The sequence below is a fragment of the Gemmatimonadaceae bacterium genome, assembly GCA_020846935.1.
Taxonomy (GTDB): Bacteria; Gemmatimonadota; Gemmatimonadetes; order Gemmatimonadales; family Gemmatimonadaceae; genus RBC101.
Genome location: JADLCY010000014.1, coordinates 109,025 through 126,276 on the forward strand (window position 1 = coordinate 109,025; position 17,252 = coordinate 126,276).

General features: G+C 67.3%; 15 protein-coding genes. 14 read left to right on the top strand and 1 reads right to left on the bottom strand.

What is annotated here, in order from left to right:
- Positions 1-36: 36 nt before the first annotated feature.
- The 14 genes from dut (at position 37) to IT361_17185 (ending at position 16,518) form a co-directional block, all read left to right on the top strand.
- Positions 37-483: a dUTP diphosphatase gene (dut, locus tag IT361_17120; protein MCC6319396.1), complete on the top strand. Its 447-nt coding sequence runs from the start codon at positions 37-39 to the stop codon at positions 481-483.
- A 262-nt stretch (positions 484-745) separates the two neighbouring features.
- Positions 746-1,783, top strand: a complete 1,038-nt coding sequence (locus IT361_17125) for a rod shape-determining protein (GenBank protein ID MCC6319397.1) — start codon at positions 746-748, stop codon at positions 1,781-1,783.
- Positions 1,784-1,792: 9 nt separating this feature from the next.
- Positions 1,793-2,908 (top strand): rod shape-determining protein MreC, encoded by a 1,116-nt coding sequence (locus IT361_17130; protein MCC6319398.1) that lies wholly within the window; start codon positions 1,793-1,795, stop codon positions 2,906-2,908.
- A complete protein-coding gene (gene mreD / locus IT361_17135; GenBank protein MCC6319399.1) occupies positions 2,905-3,393 on the top strand; it encodes a rod shape-determining protein MreD in 489 nt (162 codons plus the stop codon). The genes IT361_17130 and mreD overlap by 4 nt, the downstream gene beginning before the upstream one ends.
- Positions 3,390-5,159: a penicillin-binding protein 2 gene (gene mrdA, locus IT361_17140; protein MCC6319400.1), complete on the top strand. Its 1,770-nt coding sequence runs from the start codon at positions 3,390-3,392 to the stop codon at positions 5,157-5,159. The genes mreD and mrdA overlap by 4 nt, the downstream gene beginning before the upstream one ends.
- Entirely contained in the window at positions 5,156-6,418 is a 1,263-nt protein-coding gene (rodA, locus tag IT361_17145; GenBank protein ID MCC6319401.1) for a rod shape-determining protein RodA, read from the top strand. Before mrdA ends, rodA begins: the two co-directional genes overlap by 4 nt.
- Positions 6,419-6,686: 268 nt before the next feature.
- Positions 6,687-7,550 (top strand): acetyl-CoA carboxylase carboxyltransferase subunit beta, encoded by an 864-nt coding sequence (locus IT361_17150; GenBank protein ID MCC6319402.1) that lies wholly within the window; start codon positions 6,687-6,689, stop codon positions 7,548-7,550.
- The gene (locus IT361_17155; protein ID MCC6319403.1) at positions 7,535-8,824 is read left to right on the top strand and encodes a bifunctional folylpolyglutamate synthase/dihydrofolate synthase; all 1,290 of its coding nucleotides are present in this window, start codon (positions 7,535-7,537) and stop codon (positions 8,822-8,824) included. Before IT361_17150 ends, IT361_17155 begins: the two co-directional genes overlap by 16 nt.
- A gap of 9 nt (positions 8,825-8,833) precedes the next feature.
- Positions 8,834-10,156 (top strand): histidine--tRNA ligase, encoded by a 1,323-nt coding sequence (locus IT361_17160; GenBank protein MCC6319404.1) that lies wholly within the window; start codon positions 8,834-8,836, stop codon positions 10,154-10,156.
- A 102-nt stretch (positions 10,157-10,258) separates the two neighbouring features.
- Positions 10,259-11,776: a proline--tRNA ligase gene (locus tag IT361_17165; GenBank protein MCC6319405.1), complete on the top strand. Its 1,518-nt coding sequence runs from the start codon at positions 10,259-10,261 to the stop codon at positions 11,774-11,776.
- Entirely contained in the window at positions 11,758-13,047 is a 1,290-nt protein-coding gene (gene lysA / locus IT361_17170) for a diaminopimelate decarboxylase (protein MCC6319406.1), read from the top strand. The genes IT361_17165 and lysA overlap by 19 nt, the downstream gene beginning before the upstream one ends.
- A complete protein-coding gene (locus IT361_17175) occupies positions 13,047-13,571 on the top strand; it encodes a metallophosphoesterase (GenBank protein ID MCC6319407.1) in 525 nt (174 codons plus the stop codon). Before lysA ends, IT361_17175 begins: the two co-directional genes overlap by 1 nt.
- The gene (gene guaA, locus IT361_17180) at positions 13,568-15,151 is read left to right on the top strand and encodes a glutamine-hydrolyzing GMP synthase (GenBank protein ID MCC6319408.1); all 1,584 of its coding nucleotides are present in this window, start codon (positions 13,568-13,570) and stop codon (positions 15,149-15,151) included. Before IT361_17175 ends, guaA begins: the two co-directional genes overlap by 4 nt.
- A 50-nt stretch (positions 15,152-15,201) precedes the next feature.
- Positions 15,202-16,518: an MATE family efflux transporter gene (locus IT361_17185; GenBank protein ID MCC6319409.1), complete on the top strand. Its 1,317-nt coding sequence runs from the start codon at positions 15,202-15,204 to the stop codon at positions 16,516-16,518.
- A gap of 93 nt (positions 16,519-16,611) precedes the next feature.
- Here IT361_17185 and IT361_17190 read toward each other — a convergent pair whose 3' ends face one another.
- Positions 16,612-17,064, bottom strand: coding sequence for a PTS sugar transporter subunit IIA (locus tag IT361_17190; GenBank protein MCC6319410.1), 453 nt, complete (start codon positions 17,062-17,064; stop codon positions 16,612-16,614).
- Between the last annotated feature and the right edge of the window lie 188 nt (positions 17,065-17,252).

Consider the following 17,252-nt stretch of genomic DNA (forward strand, 5'->3'; position numbering starts at 1 on the left):
ACGCGCGTTGTCTCACGGTTCTTCGCCCACCCGCCCATGCCCGTGCACGTCCGTCGCCTTCCCCACAATCCCGACCTGCCATTGCCGGCGCGGCAGAGCGCCGACGCGGCAGGGTATGACGTGTGCTCGGCAGAGCCCGACTTCACGCTGGCGCCGCTCGAGCGGCGTGCGGTGGCCACGGGGTTCGCCTTCGCCTTGCCGCCCGGGATGGAGATGCAGGTGCGGCCACGCTCGGGGCTCGCCCTGCGGCACGGGCTGAGCGTGCCTAACGCGCCGGGGACGATCGACCCCGACTATCGCGGTGAGCTGAAGGTGATTCTCGTGAACCTTGGTGCGGATCCGGTGCTCGTTAGGCGTGGCGACCGCATTGCGCAGCTGGTCTTTGCGCGCTTCGAGGCACCCGTGCTTGGCGAGGTCGACGCGCTCGATGACACGGTGCGCGGAGGGGGTGGCTTTGGCTCCACGGGCGTGACCGGCGCGTGAGCGCCGGAGGCCGGCGGCACCCCAGTCGCGCGCGGCTCGCGCGGTCGGTCAGCCTGACGGCCCCGGTTGCGAGACGCCTGGTCGCGTTGGTCGTCCTTTCACCGGTGCGCAAGCCAGCCCGACGTGAGGGGTGGGAGAGCGCCTAGGTTGTGATTTGGCAACGCCTTGCACCCTGTTACGTGCAGCGCTAGCTTAGAGTCGCTCCACCCCAGCAGGCTCCCAACTCACCGGCGCGGTCACGGGCGCCAAGGTGTCCTCATACATGCGTTGGCCCTTCCCCAAGGCCGGCAAGCTCTTTCCCGCGAACGCGATCGCTGTCGACCTCGGAACGGCGAACACGCTCATCTACGTGAAGGGGGAGGGTATCGTCCTCAACGAGCCCTCCGTCGTGGCGATGGACCGTGAGACCAAGAAGGTCAAGGGCGTCGGGCTCGAGGCCAAGCGCATGCTCGGCCGCACGCCCGATGGCGTCATCGCCGTCCGGCCCATGAAGGACGGCGTCATCGCCGACTTCGATGTGACCGAAAAGATGCTCCGGTACTTCCTGGAGCTCATCATCAAGAACCGGATGTTCAAGATCAAGCCGCGCGTGATCGTCTGCGTGCCATCCGGGATCACCGAAGTCGAGAAGCGCGCCGTGCGAGACTCGGCACTCGGCGCCGGGGCGAAGGAGGTCTTCATGGTCGCCGAGCCGATGGCCGCGGCCATCGGCGTCGGCCTCCCCATCGAAACGCCGACCGGCAACATGGTGATCGACATCGGTGGCGGCACCACCGAGATCGCGGTGATCGCCCTCTCCGGCATCGTCTCCGATACCTCCATCCGCACCGCCGGCGACGAGCTGGACACCGCCATTGTCCAGTTCATGCGCAAGAACTACAACCTGCTCATCGGGGAGCCGACTGCGGAGCAGATCAAGATCCACGTCGGGTCCGCGGCGCCGCTTGGAGAGGAGCGCGAGATGGACGTCAAGGGACGCGACCTCGTGTCGGGTATCCCGAAGATCGTGCACATCCACTCCTCGGAGATCCGCGAGGCGATCCAGGAGCCGATCCAGCAGATCGTGGACGCCGTGCGCCGCGCGCTCGAGATCACGCCGCCGGAGCTGGCCAGCGACATCGTCGATCGCGGGATCGTGATGACCGGCGGTGGCGCGCTCATTCGCGGTCTCGACGTCATCCTGCAGCACGAGACTGGCCTGCCGATCCACGTCGACGAAGACCCGCTGACCTGCGTCGTGCGCGGCGTGGGGCGCATCCTCGACGACGAGCAGAAGTACTTCTCCGTCCTTTCGGCGTAGTCGGGCACGGTGATGGCGCGCGCCGCGCGGGGTGGCACACGGGTCGACGCGGCGCTGCTCGTCGTCTGCGCGCTGCTCGCCCTGCTCGCCATGGTCCTGCCTGGCTCGACCCGCGACGCCATCGCCGGAGTCATCCAGCGTACGGTTGCCGCGCCGCTCTTCGCGCTCCAGGTGCGGAGCGAGCGGGCCAGGACGGCGCTCGCCGACCGGGAACATGTGGCCATGCAGCTCGACTCGCTGGCCCTGCGCGTGACGCAGCTGAGCCAGCTCGAGGGCGAGAACGCGCGGCTTCGCCAGCTGCTGGCCCTGGGCCGCAACCTCCGACAGGGGTTCGTTCCTGCCGAGGCGCTCCATGGCCAGGATCTCGGTGACAGCCATGCGCTCCTGCTCACCGTGGGCTCCCGCGCGGGTGTCGTGCCGCGCTCCGCCGTGGTGGCGCCGCAGGGCGTCGTGGGGCTCGTGACGTCGGTTGGTCAGACCTCGAGCCAGGCCATCCTGTTTTCGCACCCCGACTTTCGCGTGTCGGCGATGTCGGCCGACGGCGAGACGTTCGGCATCGTCGGGCCACACCTGAGTGGCAATGACGCCGCATGCGCGGGGGCCGGCGAAGCGGCGTGTGCGGGGCCGGAGCGGCTGCTGCTCGAGCTGCGCGGCGTGGCGTTCCGCGACGTGCTCAAGCCCGGCGCCCTCGTGACATCCTCAGGGCTCGGCGGTGTGTTTCCGCGCGGGATCCTCATCGGGACCGTGATCGGCGAACTCAGGACCACGGAGCAATGGTCGCGAACCTATCTCCTGCGTCCGTCCGTGCGGCCGCAGGACGTGTCGAATGTGATGGTGCTTTCCCCATCGCTCGTTTCGGAGAACCTCTCGGGGATATGGGACACGGTCGGCGCCGGAACGGCCGTCGTGGCGCGCGTGGTGGCGGCTGGAGACTCGCTGGCCCGACGACAGGCCGTCGACTCGATCGCCAGACAGCGCGCGGCTGACTCGGTGTCTGCGCTCGGTGCAGCGCCGGACACCGGGTTGGCGAGGCCGCTCGGTGGCGGGGTCCCGGCGCGCCGTGACTCAATGGCCGTGGCGCCGGAGCCGGCGCGGCGCGATTCCACAGCGCGGCGACGCCCATGAGTCTTCAGAAAGTCGTGCGGATCGCGCTCCTGTTCGCGTTCCTGCTCGCTTTGCACTTCTCGGTTCGGCCGCTCATGCAATGGCGGGCGCAGCCGGATTTCCTCGTGGTGGCGGTCATGCTGGCTGCGGTGCGGGTGCGGCCTGGCGTTGCCGCCATACTCGGGTTCGTTACGGGACTGCTCGCCGATTCGCTGTCTCCGGGCGCCTTCGGCATCGCGGCGTTCGCGCTTTCGGTCCTTGGGTTCGCGGCATCGTGGCTCAAGGCGGTATTCTTTTCTGACAACGTGGCCCTGCACGCCTTCTTCTTCTTCGTGGGGAAGTGGGTGTTCGATGCGTTGTTCATCGTGCTCGAGCGTCAGCGGACCCTGCTGGAGGCGGCGGCCCAGATCGCGTTGTGGTCGCCGCTCGCCGCCGCGCAGACCGCGCTGCTCGGGCTCGTGGTCCTGATGCTTTTCCGCGGGATGCTGGAGGCCAACGCGACATGAGCTTCCATCCAAACGATGTGCAGCGGCGCGGACGCGTGGCCGGCGGGGTGGTGCTGGTCGCGATCGGCGTCCTCGCTGCGGCCTTCTTTCGAGCCCAGGTGCTCGATGCGGCGGGCTATCGCCTGTCGTCCGAGCGCAACCGCCTGCGGGAGGTTCCGATTCCCGCGGCGCGGGGCATCATCTACGATCGACATGGCGAGGTCATCGCCGAGAACGTCCCGGGGTATTCGGTCTCGATCCTTGGCTCGTCCGCCGATTCGCTGCGCGCCACCCTTACGCGCCTGACGTCCATCATCGCGTTCACGCCCGAGGCGATCGAGGCGGCGGTCCGCCGGTACCGGCGCGAGCCCAATCGTCCGACCGTGGTACTCGCCGACGCCTCGTTTGACCAGGTGTCCGTGCTCGAGGAGCACCGTGGCGAGTTCCCCAGCCTGATCATCCAGTCGGCGCCCAAGCGCTATTACCCGGACGGCCCGGCCGTTGCGGCGTTCACGGGTTACACCGGGGAGATCTCGGAGAAGGAACTCACCTCCCCGCAGTACGAGGGCTACCAGAGCGGGATGGAGATCGGGAAGGGCGGGCTCGAGAAGCAGTACGAGGGGGAGTTGCGTGGCGTGGAAGGCAGCCGCTTCGTGGAGGTCGACGCGCGCGGCCGCGTGGTGCGTGACCAGTCGGATCGCCCCGACGTGCTGCCGGTGGCGGGGAAAGTGCTGCGCACGAACATCGATCTCGATCTGCAGCGGTTCGTGGCGAACTATCTCGGTGACACGCTGGTGGCGGGCGTGGTCGCCATGGATCCGGTGACCGGGGCGGTGCTCGCGCTGCACAGCGCCCCTTCGTTCGATCCCAACCGGTTCGTCGGCGGGATTCCCGCGGACTACTGGAATGCGCTGCGTGACGACCCGCGGCAGCCTCTGTACAACAAGGCAATGCAGGGGCGGTATCCGCCGGCGTCGACGTTCAAGCTGGCCACGGCCGCGATCGCGCTCGAGGAGGGCATTGCCACCTTCGACACGCACATGGAGCGCCCGTGCAACGGTGGCTATCAGTACGGCTCGCGATACTGGCGCTGCTGGGACAAGAAGGGGCACGGCAATGTGAACCTGACGCAGGCGATCGCCAAGTCGTGCGACACCTACTTCTACCAGCTCGGCCTCCGCATCACGCTGTCACGGTTGCTGGCAGGAGGCGTGTCGCTCAAGATGGGCGAGCGGTCGGGTATCGACCTGCCGAACGAACAGTCGCCGCAGTGGCCGAGCGCAGTCGAGTACTTCGATCGCATCTACGGAAAGGGCAAGTGGAGCAACGGTGAGACGCTCAACCTGTCCATCGGCCAGGGGCGCAACACACAAACCGTACTGAACATGGCGCGGTTCTACACCGCGCTGGCCACCGATGGGAGCGCCGCGCGACCGGAGGTCGTGGCCCGCTCGCCGGAGCGTGTCCCGATCATGAAGCTCACGAAGGAGCAGCTCGAAGGGCTGCGCTCGGCGATGGGCGACGTGGTGTCGGGGCGTGGCACCGCCGCCAGTGCAGCGATTCAGGGCGTGCAGCTCGCCGGCAAGACCGGCACCGCGCAGAACGAAACGGCGCGTGATCACGCCTGGTTCGTCGGTTTTGCGCCACAGAACGACCCGAAGATCGTGGTGGCGGTGATGTTGTGGCAGGGTGAGCATGGCTATGCGGCCGCCCGCATCGCCTCGAAGGTGATCTCGCACTATCTCAAGCGTCCCGCGATCGAGCCGCTGAACGTGGAGGGCAATTGATCCGGAAGGTCGTGGCCGACTATCCGTTGGCCATCATCGCGCTGCTGCTCTCCGCGTACGGCATCGCCGTCGTCTACTCGGCGGGCCAGACCGATGCGCGCGTTGCCGCAGACCTGGTGGCCTATCAGCGCCAGCTCATGTGGTTTGGCCTGGCGGTGGCGGGAGCGTTCGTGGTGTCCCGCGCCTCCGTTCGGTTTCTCGAGTGGGCGACGGTGCCCGCGTATGCGCTCTCCGTCGTGTTGCTCACCGTGACGTGGTTGTTCCTCGGATCCGGTGCAGGCACGGCCACCGGGATGAAGGGCTGGCTCACGATCGGCGGGGTGCGCCTCGGTCAGCCAGCGGAGCTGGCAAAGGTCGCCGTGGTGCTCATGCTCGCGCGACTCCTGTCGGCCCGTCGCGACCCGCCCAAGTCGCTGGTTGAGCTGTGGAAGCCTGCGGTTGCCGTGCTGATTCCGTGGGTTCTCGTGATGGCGCAGCCCGATCTCGGGACGGGCATGGTCTTCATCGGCATCTTCTTCGCGATGCTCTTCTGGGCCGGCGTGTCATGGCCGCTCCTCCTGCTCGTCGCGAGCCCGGCGGTCTCGCTGGTCCTGGCGTTCAGCACGGGCCTGTGGGGCGCGTGGTTCCTCATCCTCATCGCGGTCGTGCTGTGGTACAAACCGTACGTGGTGGAGGGCGTGGTCCTGATCGTCGCCAACGTGGTGATGGGCGTGGCCGCACCGATTCTGTGGGAGAAGCTCAATCCCTATCAGCAACGGCGACTGCTCGTGTTCCTCGACCCGTCGCAGGATCCCAGGGCGTCGGGGTATCACGTGCTCCAGAGCCAGATCGCGATCGGCTCGGGCGGCCTCACCGGGCGCGGGTACCTTGACGGGACGCAGAAGCGCGGGGCGTTCCTGCCCGAACAAACCACGGACTTCATCTTTGCCGTCGTCGGCGAAGAACTGGGATTCCTCGGCGTGAGCCTGGCCCTGATGTTGTTCCTGTTCCTCTTTCTGCGCGTGATCCGCGTCGCGTCGCGTGCGAATGACAGCTTCAGCTCTCTCGTCGCGTTCGGGCTGCTGGGCAGCTGGTTCGTCCACGTCATCGAGAACATCGGCATGACGCTCAACCTCATGCCGATCACCGGCATTCCGCTGCCGTTCTTCTCCTACGGGGGCTCGGCAATGCTGGCCAGCTGGCTGGCGGTAGGCATCCTGATACGGATCTCCAGCGAAGGTCGGGGAGAAGCCGACGGGCTCCCGATCGGGATCCGATAGGCCGACACGCACGCGCGCTTCAGGGCGAGTTACGACAGATCGCCGACGCCGATGCTCCCCGGGGCGTGGGCATCGATGGACCGCTGGAGCAGCCGACGCGCGCCGAGAGGGCAGAGGTGATTGCCTCGTGAGGCGGTACCCATCCGCGAGGCCCGGACGTGGTCGGCGCACTCGTGATGGATCCCGGGTTTCTGCCACGCCCGTTCAGTGCCCGACGCGATCGCGTCGGCACTTCCGACGGACCCCCCGCTGCCACCATCTTCCCGAAATGGCATGGTTCCGTAAGGAGAAGAAGGCCCGCCAGCCGAGACGTGAACGCCTGGAGATACCGGCCGATGTCTGGGAGAAATGCGAGGCCTGCGGGCACACCGATATCCGGGAGAAGTTCGCCCGGAACTTCAACGTCTGCCCCAGCTGCGACTATCATCGGCGGATCCGTGCGCTCGAGTACGTCCAGATCATCATGGACGACAACTCGTGGGAGGAGACCGACGCCGACATGCGGTCGACGGACCCGCTCGGCTTTCCGGACTATTCCACGCGGCTCAAGAAGGCGCGGACGAACGCCGGCGAGATGGACGCCATCCTGACCGTGGCGGGGAAGCTCGGCGACATGCCGGTGAACCTTGGCGTGATGGACTTTGCGTTCATGGGTGGTTCCATGGGATCGGTCGTCGGCGAGAAGATCGCGCGGCTGGCGCAGCGTTCACTGGAGCGCAAACATCCGCTCATCGTGGTCTCGTCGTCAGGCGGCGCCCGAATGCAGGAAGGCGTGCTCTCGCTCATGCAGATGGGCAAAGTCTCCGCCGTGCTTTCCCAGCTGGCCGACCGCCGCATACCGTATGTGTCCGTACTCACCAACCCCACGACGGGTGGCGTGAGCGCGAGTTACGCGATGCTCGGCGACGCGATCATCGCCGAGCCAGGGGCGGTAATCGGCTTTGCCGGTCCGCGCGTCATCAAGCAGACGCTGGGCCAGGACCTGCCCGAGGGGTTCCAGACCGCGGAGTTCCTCCTTGACCACGGGATGCTCGACCTCGTGGCGCACCGCAAGGAGCTGAAGCCAACGTTAGGCAGGCTGTTGCGACACATGAGCGGCAAGCCGGCCGCGGCGGGATGGGCGACGAGCTGACGGGGTACCGGCGCGCCCTCGACGCGCTCTTCGCACGAACGACCGGCGTCAGCAAGTTCGGGCTCGAACGCACCGAGGCCTTCCTCCGGATCCTGGGGAACCCCCACCTCATGCTGCGCGTCATCCACGTCGCCGGCACGAACGGGAAGGGCAGCGTCTGCGCGACCCTGGATGCGATGCTGCGCGCCCAGGGCCTCAAGGTCGGCCGCTACACCTCGCCGCACCTTGTGGATTTCCGCGAGCGGTTCCTCGTGAACGGTGCGCCGATCGACGCCGACTATGTCATGCGTTTCCTCGAACGATGGACGCCAACGGTCGAGGAACTCGGCGTGACGTTCTTCGAGGCCACGACGGCGATGGCCTTTGCCTGGTTCGCCCGTCGTGACGTGGACATCGCCATCGTGGAGACAGGGCTCGGCGGCCGCCTCGACGCCACAAATGTCGTGCGTCCGCTCGTGTCGACGGTCACCGGGATCGGCTTCGATCACGTGGAGATCCTCGGGCGCACGCGTGAGGCGATCGCCGGCGAGAAGGCGGGGATCTTCAAGGCGCGCTCGGCGGCGGTGATTGGCGAGAGTGATGCGGCGATCGCGTCCGTCCTCGCCGGGCACGCGCGCGCCCGTGGGGCCACGCCGATCGTGGACGCGTGGCGCGCCATGCCGCCGCATGATGTGGTGCCGAGTGCTCGCGGTACCACGTTTCGGTTGGCGACGGAGACTGGCAAGCGCCAGGTCCACACTCCGCTCGCTGGTGCGCACCAGGCGTCGAACACGACCGTCGCGCTGCTGACGCTGCGCGAGGCCGGTGCCGCCTACTGGCCGGGATGGGATGCCGCGATCCGCTCGCTGGAAGCGGTGAGGCTTCCCGGTCGCTTTCACCAGGTGGGACGATGGATCTTTGACGTCGCGCACAATCCCGACGGTGCGCGGGTGCTGGTGCGCACGCTGCGTGAGGTGGCGCCGCCATCACCGATCACGGCCGTGGTGTGCGTGCTGGCCGACAAGGACTGGCGCGGCGTGCTCGAGGCCCTGGCCGAACACGTCTCTCACCTGGTGTTGACCAACGCTCCAACCGCGCCGAGCAGTCGAGCGTGGAATCTCGATGACGTGGCGACGTTCGCCGGGACCCTGGGGGTGCAGGTGACGAGGGCGCCCGAGTTTGAGGAGGCGCTAGCGATCGGGGAGCGGAGTGGCGGGACCGCTCTGGTGACCGGGTCATTCCATACGGTCGGCGATGCCATGGCTCGCTTGCACGTAAGTCCTCTTGCCGACTAGGTTTAGCGAATGTCAGCTGGGGCCTTGCCCGGATTCAGAGACTTCTATCCCGAGAGCTTTGCCCAGCGGTCGTGGCTCTTCGACCGCTGGCGCGACGTGGCTCGGCAGTTCGGGTACGTGGAGTACGACGGTCCGCCGCTCGAGCCGCTGGATCTGTACACGAAGAAGAGCGGCGACGAGATCGTCGGCCAGCTGTACAACTTCGTGGACAAGGGCGATCGCGCGGTCGCCCTTCGGCCTGAAATGACGCCGACCGTTGCGCGAATGGTCGCGGCCCGGGCCAACGCACTCCGCAAGCCGGTTCGCTGGTTTTCGGTCCCTCAGCTGTTCCGCTACGAGCGGCAGCAGAAGGGGCGCTTGCGCGAACACTTCCAGTTGAACGTCGACATCTTTGGCGAGAGTGATGTCGCGGCTGATGCGGAGTTGCTCGCGGTGGCCTGCACCATCATGAGAGCCTGCGGTCTCGGCCCTCGGGACGTGCGGGCCCGCATCTCCGACCGCCGCCTGCTGACGGCCATGCTGTCGGCGATCGGCGTGAGTGGGTCGCAGATGCCGACCGTCTTCGCCGCGGTCGACAAGGTCGAGCGTGATCCGTTTGACGTGCTGGTCGGGCGCATGACCGAGGCGGGCGTCGCGAAGGACGCCGCCGAAGAGGTTCTGGCGCTGGTACAGGGAACACGAGGGGTGACGGACATCGCGTTCAGCGAACGGTTTGCGCGCACGGACGAAGGCACGCGGATCATCGGCGATCTGCAACGTTACTTCGACCTGCTCGAAGCCCACGGTGTGCGGGATTACGTTGAGCTGGACCTGACGATCGTCAGGGGGCTGGCCTACTACACGGGCATCGTGTTCGAGCTGTTCGACGCGCGCGGTGACTTCCGCGCGATCTGCGGCGGCGGGCGCTACGACAACCTCCTGCAGGCGCTGGGCGGTGCGCCGATGCCCGCCCTCGGGTTTGGCATGGGCGATGTGGTGCTCACCGAACTGCTGAGGGCGCGTGAGAAGCTGCCGAGCGGCACGCCGTCGTTGGACTTCTGGGTCGCGCCGCTCGACGCTGCGCATCGGCTCTCCGCGGTTCGCGTGGCCACGCAGCTGCGCGCGGTCGGGGCACGCGTGGAATCGCCGCTCCGTGAGCAGGCTCTGGGAAAGCAGCTCAAGGCCGCGCACGCCGCCGGCGCGCGCGAGGTGGTGATGGTGGGGCAGGGCTACGGCGACAGCGGCGAGGTGGAGCTCAAGTCCTTTGGCGATGGCACCCAGCACGTGATCCACGTGGAGCAGCTGCTGGCCCGCATCAAGGGCCGAATGGGTGGCGCGACCGATCGACCGTGATGCTGTACGGCATGCGGGTCGATCCCGCGCCCCGTGACTCCGCCGCTCCGTCCACGCGCCTCTGGCGCCCGTCCATCAGTCCATCCGCCGTCCCGATGTCCGATGTCCGATGACAAGAAGCTGACCACTCGCGCCGAGGACTTCAGCGCGTGGTACAACGAAGTCGTGTTGCGCGCGCAGCTGGCGGACTACTCGCCCGTGCGTGGGTGCATGGTGATCCGTCCCGATGGCTACGGTATCTGGGAGCGCATGCAGCGTGCGCTGGACGACGCCTTCAAGGCCACGGGACACCGCAACGCCTACTTCCCGCTTTTCATCCCCGAAAGCTTCCTGCACAAGGAGGCTGAACATGTCGAGGGTTTTGCGCCGGAGGCCGCGGTCGTCACGCATGGCGGCGGCAAGAAGCTCGAGGAGCCGCTCGTCGTGCGGCCCACGTCGGAGACGATCATCTATTCGATGTTCGCCAAGTGGGTGCAGAGCTATCGCGACCTGCCCATCCTGATCAATCAGTGGGCGAACGTGGTCCGCTGGGAGATGCGGACACGCCTGTTCCTGCGCACGCTGGAGTTTCTCTGGCAGGAAGGCCACACAGCGCACGCCACGCACGATGAAGCGGAGACCGAAGCGCGCCTGATCCTCGGCGTCTACCGCAAGTTCATGGAGGAGCACATGGCGATGCCGGTGCTCACCGGTCTCAAGACGCCGAGCGAGAAGTTCGCCGGCGCCCTGCGGACGTATTCGTGCGAGGCCATGATGCAGGACAACAAAGCCTTGCAGGCGGGGACGTCGCACAACCTCGGGCAGAACTTCGCGAAGGCCTTCGAGCTGCAGTACCAGTCGGAGTCGGGTGGGATGGAGTTTGCATGGAACACGAGCTGGGGGGTCTCGACGCGCATGATTGGCGGGCTCGTGATGACGCATGGCGACGACAACGGGCTGCGCATTCCTCCCCGGCTCGCGCCCACCGAAGTCGTGATCGTGCCGATCTGGAAGTCGGAGGAGGAGCGCGCGCAGTTGCTCGAGGCCGCCAGCCGGGTGAAGCAGGATCTTCAGACGTGGTCCGGCCGCGGGGACGACCGCATGCGCGTGCACGTGGACGCGCGCGAGGGCATCAAGCCCGGCGCCAAGTACTATGAGTGGGAACTGCGCGGCGTGCCGCTTCGGCTCGAACTCGGCCCGCGCGACCTGCAGGCGAATGCGTGCATGGCCGCGCGCCGGGACAGCAACTTCATCGGCGCAGCGCCGGCCGAAGCGCCAGGAGGAAAGCCCGCGAGCCGCAAGGCGACGCTTTCGCTCGACGGTCTGCCAGCCACGATTCACGGGGTGCTGGGGAGCATTCAGTCCGACATGCTCGCGGCCGCGAGAGCGCGGCGCGAGGCCAACAGCATCCGCGAGCCGGTGACGTACGATCGCTTCCGGGAAATCATGGAAGGGGACGGCGCGTTCGTGTATGCGGGTTGGAACGGCGATCCGGCTGTGGAAGCCCGGGTGAAGGAGGAGACCAAAGCAACGATCCGCTGCATCCCCGACGCCGAGTTCCGTTCGCCGACGGCTCCGTCACGCTGCATGGTGACCGGCGAACCGGCGATGCACGAGGTCGTGTGGGCGAAAGCGTACTGACATCCAGCCCGGCGTTTGGCCGGGTCGACGGGACGTTGCACGGCGAGCGCGTGGCGCTGGACGCGCTCGCGGCCGCCGTGGGCACCCCCGTCTACGCCTACAGCTCGGCAACGATCGCGGCGCGATTCGCGCGACTCGACGCGGTCCTCGCGCCGATTCCGCATCGCATTCACTACGCCTGCAAGGCCAACGGGAACCTCGCCATCCTCTCGCTCCTGCGTTCCCTCGGCGCCCGCGTGGACGTCGTGTCTGGCGGAGAGCTGTTCCGCGCTCGCCGCGCCGGCTTTGCCGGCCGCGACATCATTTTTGGCGGCGTCGGCAAGTCGGAGGCGGAACTCGGCGAGGCCCTCGATGCGGGCGTGCACCTCGTCTCCGTGGAATCGGCGACCGAGCTGCGCATGCTCGATGCCATCGCCCGTGAGCGTGGCGTGGTCGCACGCGTGGGCCTGCGCGTGAACCCGGAGGTCGCCGTCGAGAGTTTTCACGACTACATCAAGACCGGGCAGAAGGGAAACAAGTTCGGCGTGCCGTATGACCAGGCCGACGCCGTCGCGCGCCTGGCGATGACGCTGCCAAACGTCGCGCTTGTCGCCATTGGCATGCATATCGGGTCGCAGCTCTCGCAGCTGCAGCCCTATGGCGACGGTATCGAGCGACTGGAGCAGCTCATCACCTCGGTGCGCGCGGCCGGGGTCGACACGCTGGAGCACGTGGACATTGGTGGCGGGATCTTTGTACCCTACGACGACGAACCGCCTGCCGACCTCGATGCCTACGCGTCGCTGGTGGTTCCGGCGATCCGGCGCATCGGCCTCGAACTCATCGTCGAGCCCGGGCGATTCCTGGTCGCGGAGTCCGGCGTGCTGCTCACGCGCGTCCTCTACCGAAAGCGCAGCGGCGGACGCGAGCTGCTCATCACCGACGCGGGCATGACGGACCTGTTGCGTCCCTCGCACTACGACGCGTATCACCGGATCAGCGCCGTGCACCACACGACAGCCCGCGCGACCTTCGACGTGGTGGGCCCCATTTGCGAGAGTGGCGACTTCCTCGCCATCGATCGCGAGATGGACGACGTGGACGCGGGTGCGCTCCTGTGCGTCTGGACGGCGGGCGCGTACGGCTCCAGCATGTCGTCGAACTACAATGCACGGCCGCGGGCCGCCGAGGTGCTGCTGGATGGCGATCGGTGGGCCATCGTGACCGCGCGCGAACGGTACGAGGACCTGGTGCGACGAGAGACGACCACGCCGCAGTGGAGGACGACCTGATGAAGGTGGGACTGCTGTCCGACACGCACGACCGCCTCCCGGCCATCGAGGCGTTGTTGCGCTACATGCAGGAGCATGGCGTGAACCTGGTGCTGCATGCGGGGGACTTCTGCGCGCCGTTTTCCCTCAAGCCATTCGTGGATGCCAACATGCCCGTGATCGGCGTCTTTGGCCGCAACGACGGTGACCGCGAGGGGTTGCGCGCGTTCGCCCAGCGGGGCGTCGGGATCGAACTGTTCGAGGGACCGCACTCCATGGAACTCGGCGGGCAGCGGATCCTCATGGTCCACGACCTCAGCGATGCCAACCCGCGATCGCTGGAGAGTCACCAGGTGGTGCTTCATGGATTCACGCACCGCGAGGAGATGAAGTCGCGCGCCGAGACGCTGATCGTGAATCCGGGCGAAGGCTGCGGCTGGCTGCACGGCGAGCCGAGTGGCGCGATCCTGGACCTGCAGACCCGCGACGTGCAGTTCTTCAAGCTCAAGGACGTCCACACCTTCAAGCCAGCCGATACCGCGTGAGCGCTGACGCCACCGCCCGACCCACCGGCCGCGATGCGGCTGGCGACCGTATCCTCATTCTCGACTGCGGGTCGCAGTTCACGCAGCTCATCGCGCGGCGCGTGCGAGAGGCGCGGGTGTATTCGGAGATCCACCCACCGCGCTCACTCGAGTGGGTGAAGGCGTTCAAGCCGACCGGCATCATCCTTTCCGGCGGACCCTCGTCCGTCACGGATGAGGGCGCGCCGACGTTTGATCCCGGCATTCTCGACGTCGCGCCGGTACTGGGCGTGTGTTATGGCATGCAGTGGATCGCGCAGCACGCCGGCGGGGAGGTGAAGGGGGGTGGTCGCCGTGAGTACGGCCGTGCCGAAGTGACCGTGGGCGAGGCACGAGGCGTCTTCAGTGGCTTTGCGCCCGGTGAGCGCACGCAGGTCTGGATGAGCCACGGCGATCATATCGAGTCGGTGCCGCCGGGCTACGTCGTGACGGCGTCGAGCGCGGACAATCCGGTGGTCGCGATGCGCCACGCATCCAGGCCGATCCACGCCATCCAGTTTCACGCCGAGGTGTCCCACACGACGCGGGGCGCCGACATGATCAGCAACTTCCTGTTTGAGGTCTGCCGCTGCACCCCCGGGTGGACGCCGGGGCACTTCATCGAGGATGAGGTCGCGCGCATCCGCCATCTGGTGGGCGAGCAGCACGTGATCTGCGGCTTGTCCGGTGGCGTCGACTCGTCGGTGGCCGCCGCCCTGGTGCACCGCGCCATCGGAGACCAGCTCACGTGCATCTTCGTGGACACGGGGCTGTTGCGGCTGCACGAGCGTGAGCAGGTCGAGCGCACGTTCAGGGCGCACCTGGGGATCCGGTTGGTCACGGTGCGGGCCGAGGCGCGCTTTCTCGACGCGCTGGCCGGCGTGGACGATCCGGAGCGGAAGCGACGCATCATCGGGCACACGTTCATCGACGTGTTCGAGGACGCCGCGGCCGAGGCAGGGAAGGACGCTGCATTTCTCGTTCAGGGCACGCTCTATCCCGACGTCATCGAGTCGGTGTCGGCCAAGGGCGGTCCTTCGGCGACCATCAAGACGCACCACAATGTCGGTGGCCTCAAACCGGGGATGACGTTCCGACTCATCGAGCCTTTGCGCGAACTCTTCAAGGATGAGGTGCGAAACGTTGGCCGCGAACTTGGGCTTCCCGAGGAGATGGTCGGCCGGCATCCGTTCCCGGGGCCGGGCCTGGCGATTCGCGTCCTGGGTGACGTGACCGAGGCGCGGCTCGAGGTCCTGCGCCAGGCCGACGCCATCTACCTCGAGGAGATCCGGAGCGCCGGGCTGTACGATGACATCTGGCAGGCATTCGCCGTGTTGTTGCCGGTGCGCTCGGTGGGCGTGATGGGTGACTATCGCACGTACGAAAACGTGCTGGCGCTGCGCGCGGTCACGAGTACCGATGGCATGACCGCCGACTGGTACCCGTACCCGCCCGAGGTCCTTTCGCGCATGTCGAGTCGGATCATCAACGAAGTGAAGGGGGTGAACCGGGTGGTGTACGACGTGAGTTCCAAGCCACCGGCCACGATCGAGTGGGAGTAGGCGCCACGCCGGGGGCGCTGCGATGGCCGACCCATCGCGAGCTCATCGACGTGGCGCGACTCGCGGCACCGATCGTTGCCGTGCAGGTCGGGCTGATGACGATGGGCGCCGTCGACGCGGCAATGCTCGGGCGGGTGTCCCCGGCGGCCATGGCGGGTGGTGCGCTCGGCAACCTGTACTGGATGCTGGCCACGATGGTCGGTCAGGGCGCGGTGCATGCGCTCGACCCCATCGTTTCCCAGGCCCTGGGTGCCGGCGACGCGGCCGCCGCGGGACGCGGCGTGAAGCGAGGCCTCGTGTTGGGTGCACTCCTGTCCCTGCCCGCCGCGTTGGTCCTCGTACCGGCCGAGCCGGTGTTGCGGTGGCTCGGGCAGCCGGAGGACGTGGCCGCCCTTGCCGGTGACTACACGCTGGCCTGCGTACCGGGTACCATCGCGTACTACTGGTTCTTTGCCCTGCGCCAGAGCCTGCAAGCCATGCGCCGCGTCTGGCCTCTGATCCTTACGGTCGTTGGGGCCAACCTGCTCAACGTCTTCCTGGATTGGGTGCTCATCTTCGGGCGTCTGGGCGCGCCAGCGCTCGGGACCACGGGCGCCGCCATCGCCACGTCGATCGGACGCTGGGCCATGGTGCTGATCCTCGGCGGCATCGGCTGGCGATACCTGCGGCCGCATCTTCGCGGGTCCTGGCGGTCGGCGCTCCGGTGGACGGCGCTCACGCCGATGCTGCGCATCGGCCTGCCCATCGGTGTGCACCAGTGGCTCGAGATGGCGGCATTCGGCGGCGCGCTGCTGCTCGTTGGGCGCTTTGGCACGGTGCCCCTTGCCGCGCACAACCTGACGATCCAGATCGTCGCGCTCACCTACATGGTGCCGTTAGGCACCGCGAGCGCGGCTGCCGTCCTGGTGGGGCACGCCGTGGGGCGCGGCGATGCCGATGGCGCACGCCGGGAGGCCAGTGCCGCGCTGGTGTGCGGTGTGGGCTTCATGGCGATCGCCGCGCTGGTGATCGTCGCCGTGCCGGAGACTCTGGCGAGGGCCTTCTCGATCGAGCCGGCCGTTGTTGCACTCGGAGCCAGGTTCCTCCCGATCGCGGCCGCGTTCCAGGTGTTCGACGGGATACAGGGCGTGTCGAGCGGCATCCTTCGCGGTCTTGGCGATACGCGGATCCCAATGCTGCTCAATCTCGTTGGGTTCGTGCTGATCGGGATCCCGGTGGCCGCCATCCTCGCATTCCCGCTCGGGATCGGGCCCGAGGGCGTGTGGTGGGGCCTGGTGGTGTGCCTCGCCGTGGTCGCTGCCCTGTTGGCTGCCCGCGTGCGCACTCGGCTCAGCGGCGCTCTCGTGCGCGTGGAGTCAGCGCACTAGCTCGGGGTAGGCCGACCAATCTGAACTCACTTTACCACACATCAGCACCATGCGCGGGCCGCGCGGGGGCCTGACCCTGGGGGACGTCCCGAACTACACACCCTTCTCTTCGAGGAGCGCCATGAACTCCGCGGGCGACTGGATCCCCAGCAGGCGATCGGGTACGTCAGGCTCCTTGGAGAACTGGGCGATCTTGCCGAGCACGGGCAGGTACTGATTTGAGACTTCCAGCGGCGGCGCGACGATCAGGAAGAAAAAGCGCACCGGCTTCTCATCGATCGCCTTGAAGTCCAGGCCCTCCACCCGTCGCCCGAACGCCACCCGCAGCTTGTTCACGACGAGCGAGCGGCAGTGCGGGATCGCGATGTTGCGGCCAATACCAGTGGACCCGAGGTTCTCCCGACGCTTCAGCATCTTGAAGAGCATGCTCTCGGACTTCTCGTCGAGCTTGAGGAGCCCGATGAGTTCCTTGAGGATCTCGTCCTTCGTCCCGCCTTCGAGATCCAGCTTGATCGCGTCTTCGGAGAAAAACTCGCGCAGTTCCATGTACGGGGGGCGGCTGGTCGACGCCGCGCGTCTGAGCGCTGCGACGGGGGCTCGCGGACCGTCCTGCGAGCGAGCGGGGCAACTTACCGAAGGCTCCAAGTCGTGTCAAATCTTCACGTTGCAAGCGTTTTCGGCGCCAGCTAGCTTGCTCCGGGATGGCTTTCCCATACCCCGTTCGCCACCCCCTC

Excerpts from the sequence above, each read along its gene's own strand:
- dut (MCC6319396.1), top strand. The coding sequence starts at position 37 with ATGCCCGTGCACGTCCGTCGCCTTCCCCACAATCCCGACCTGCCATTG.
- IT361_17125 (MCC6319397.1), top strand. The coding sequence starts at position 746 with ATGCGTTGGCCCTTCCCCAAGGCCGGCAAGCTCTTTCCCGCGAACGCG.
- mreD (MCC6319399.1), top strand. The coding sequence starts at position 2,905 with ATGAGTCTTCAGAAAGTCGTGCGGATCGCGCTCCTGTTCGCGTTCCTG.
- mrdA (MCC6319400.1), top strand. The coding sequence starts at position 3,390 with ATGAGCTTCCATCCAAACGATGTGCAGCGGCGCGGACGCGTGGCCGGC.
- IT361_17150 (MCC6319402.1), top strand. The coding sequence starts at position 6,687 with ATGGCATGGTTCCGTAAGGAGAAGAAGGCCCGCCAGCCGAGACGTGAA.
- IT361_17155 (MCC6319403.1), top strand. The coding sequence starts at position 7,535 with ATGGGCGACGAGCTGACGGGGTACCGGCGCGCCCTCGACGCGCTCTTC.
- IT361_17160 (MCC6319404.1), top strand. The coding sequence starts at position 8,834 with ATGTCAGCTGGGGCCTTGCCCGGATTCAGAGACTTCTATCCCGAGAGC.
- IT361_17165 (MCC6319405.1), top strand. The coding sequence starts at position 10,259 with ATGTCCGATGACAAGAAGCTGACCACTCGCGCCGAGGACTTCAGCGCG.
- IT361_17175 (MCC6319407.1), top strand. The coding sequence starts at position 13,047 with ATGAAGGTGGGACTGCTGTCCGACACGCACGACCGCCTCCCGGCCATC.
- IT361_17190 (MCC6319410.1), bottom strand. The coding sequence starts at position 17,064 with ATGGAACTGCGCGAGTTTTTCTCCGAAGACGCGATCAAGCTGGATCTC.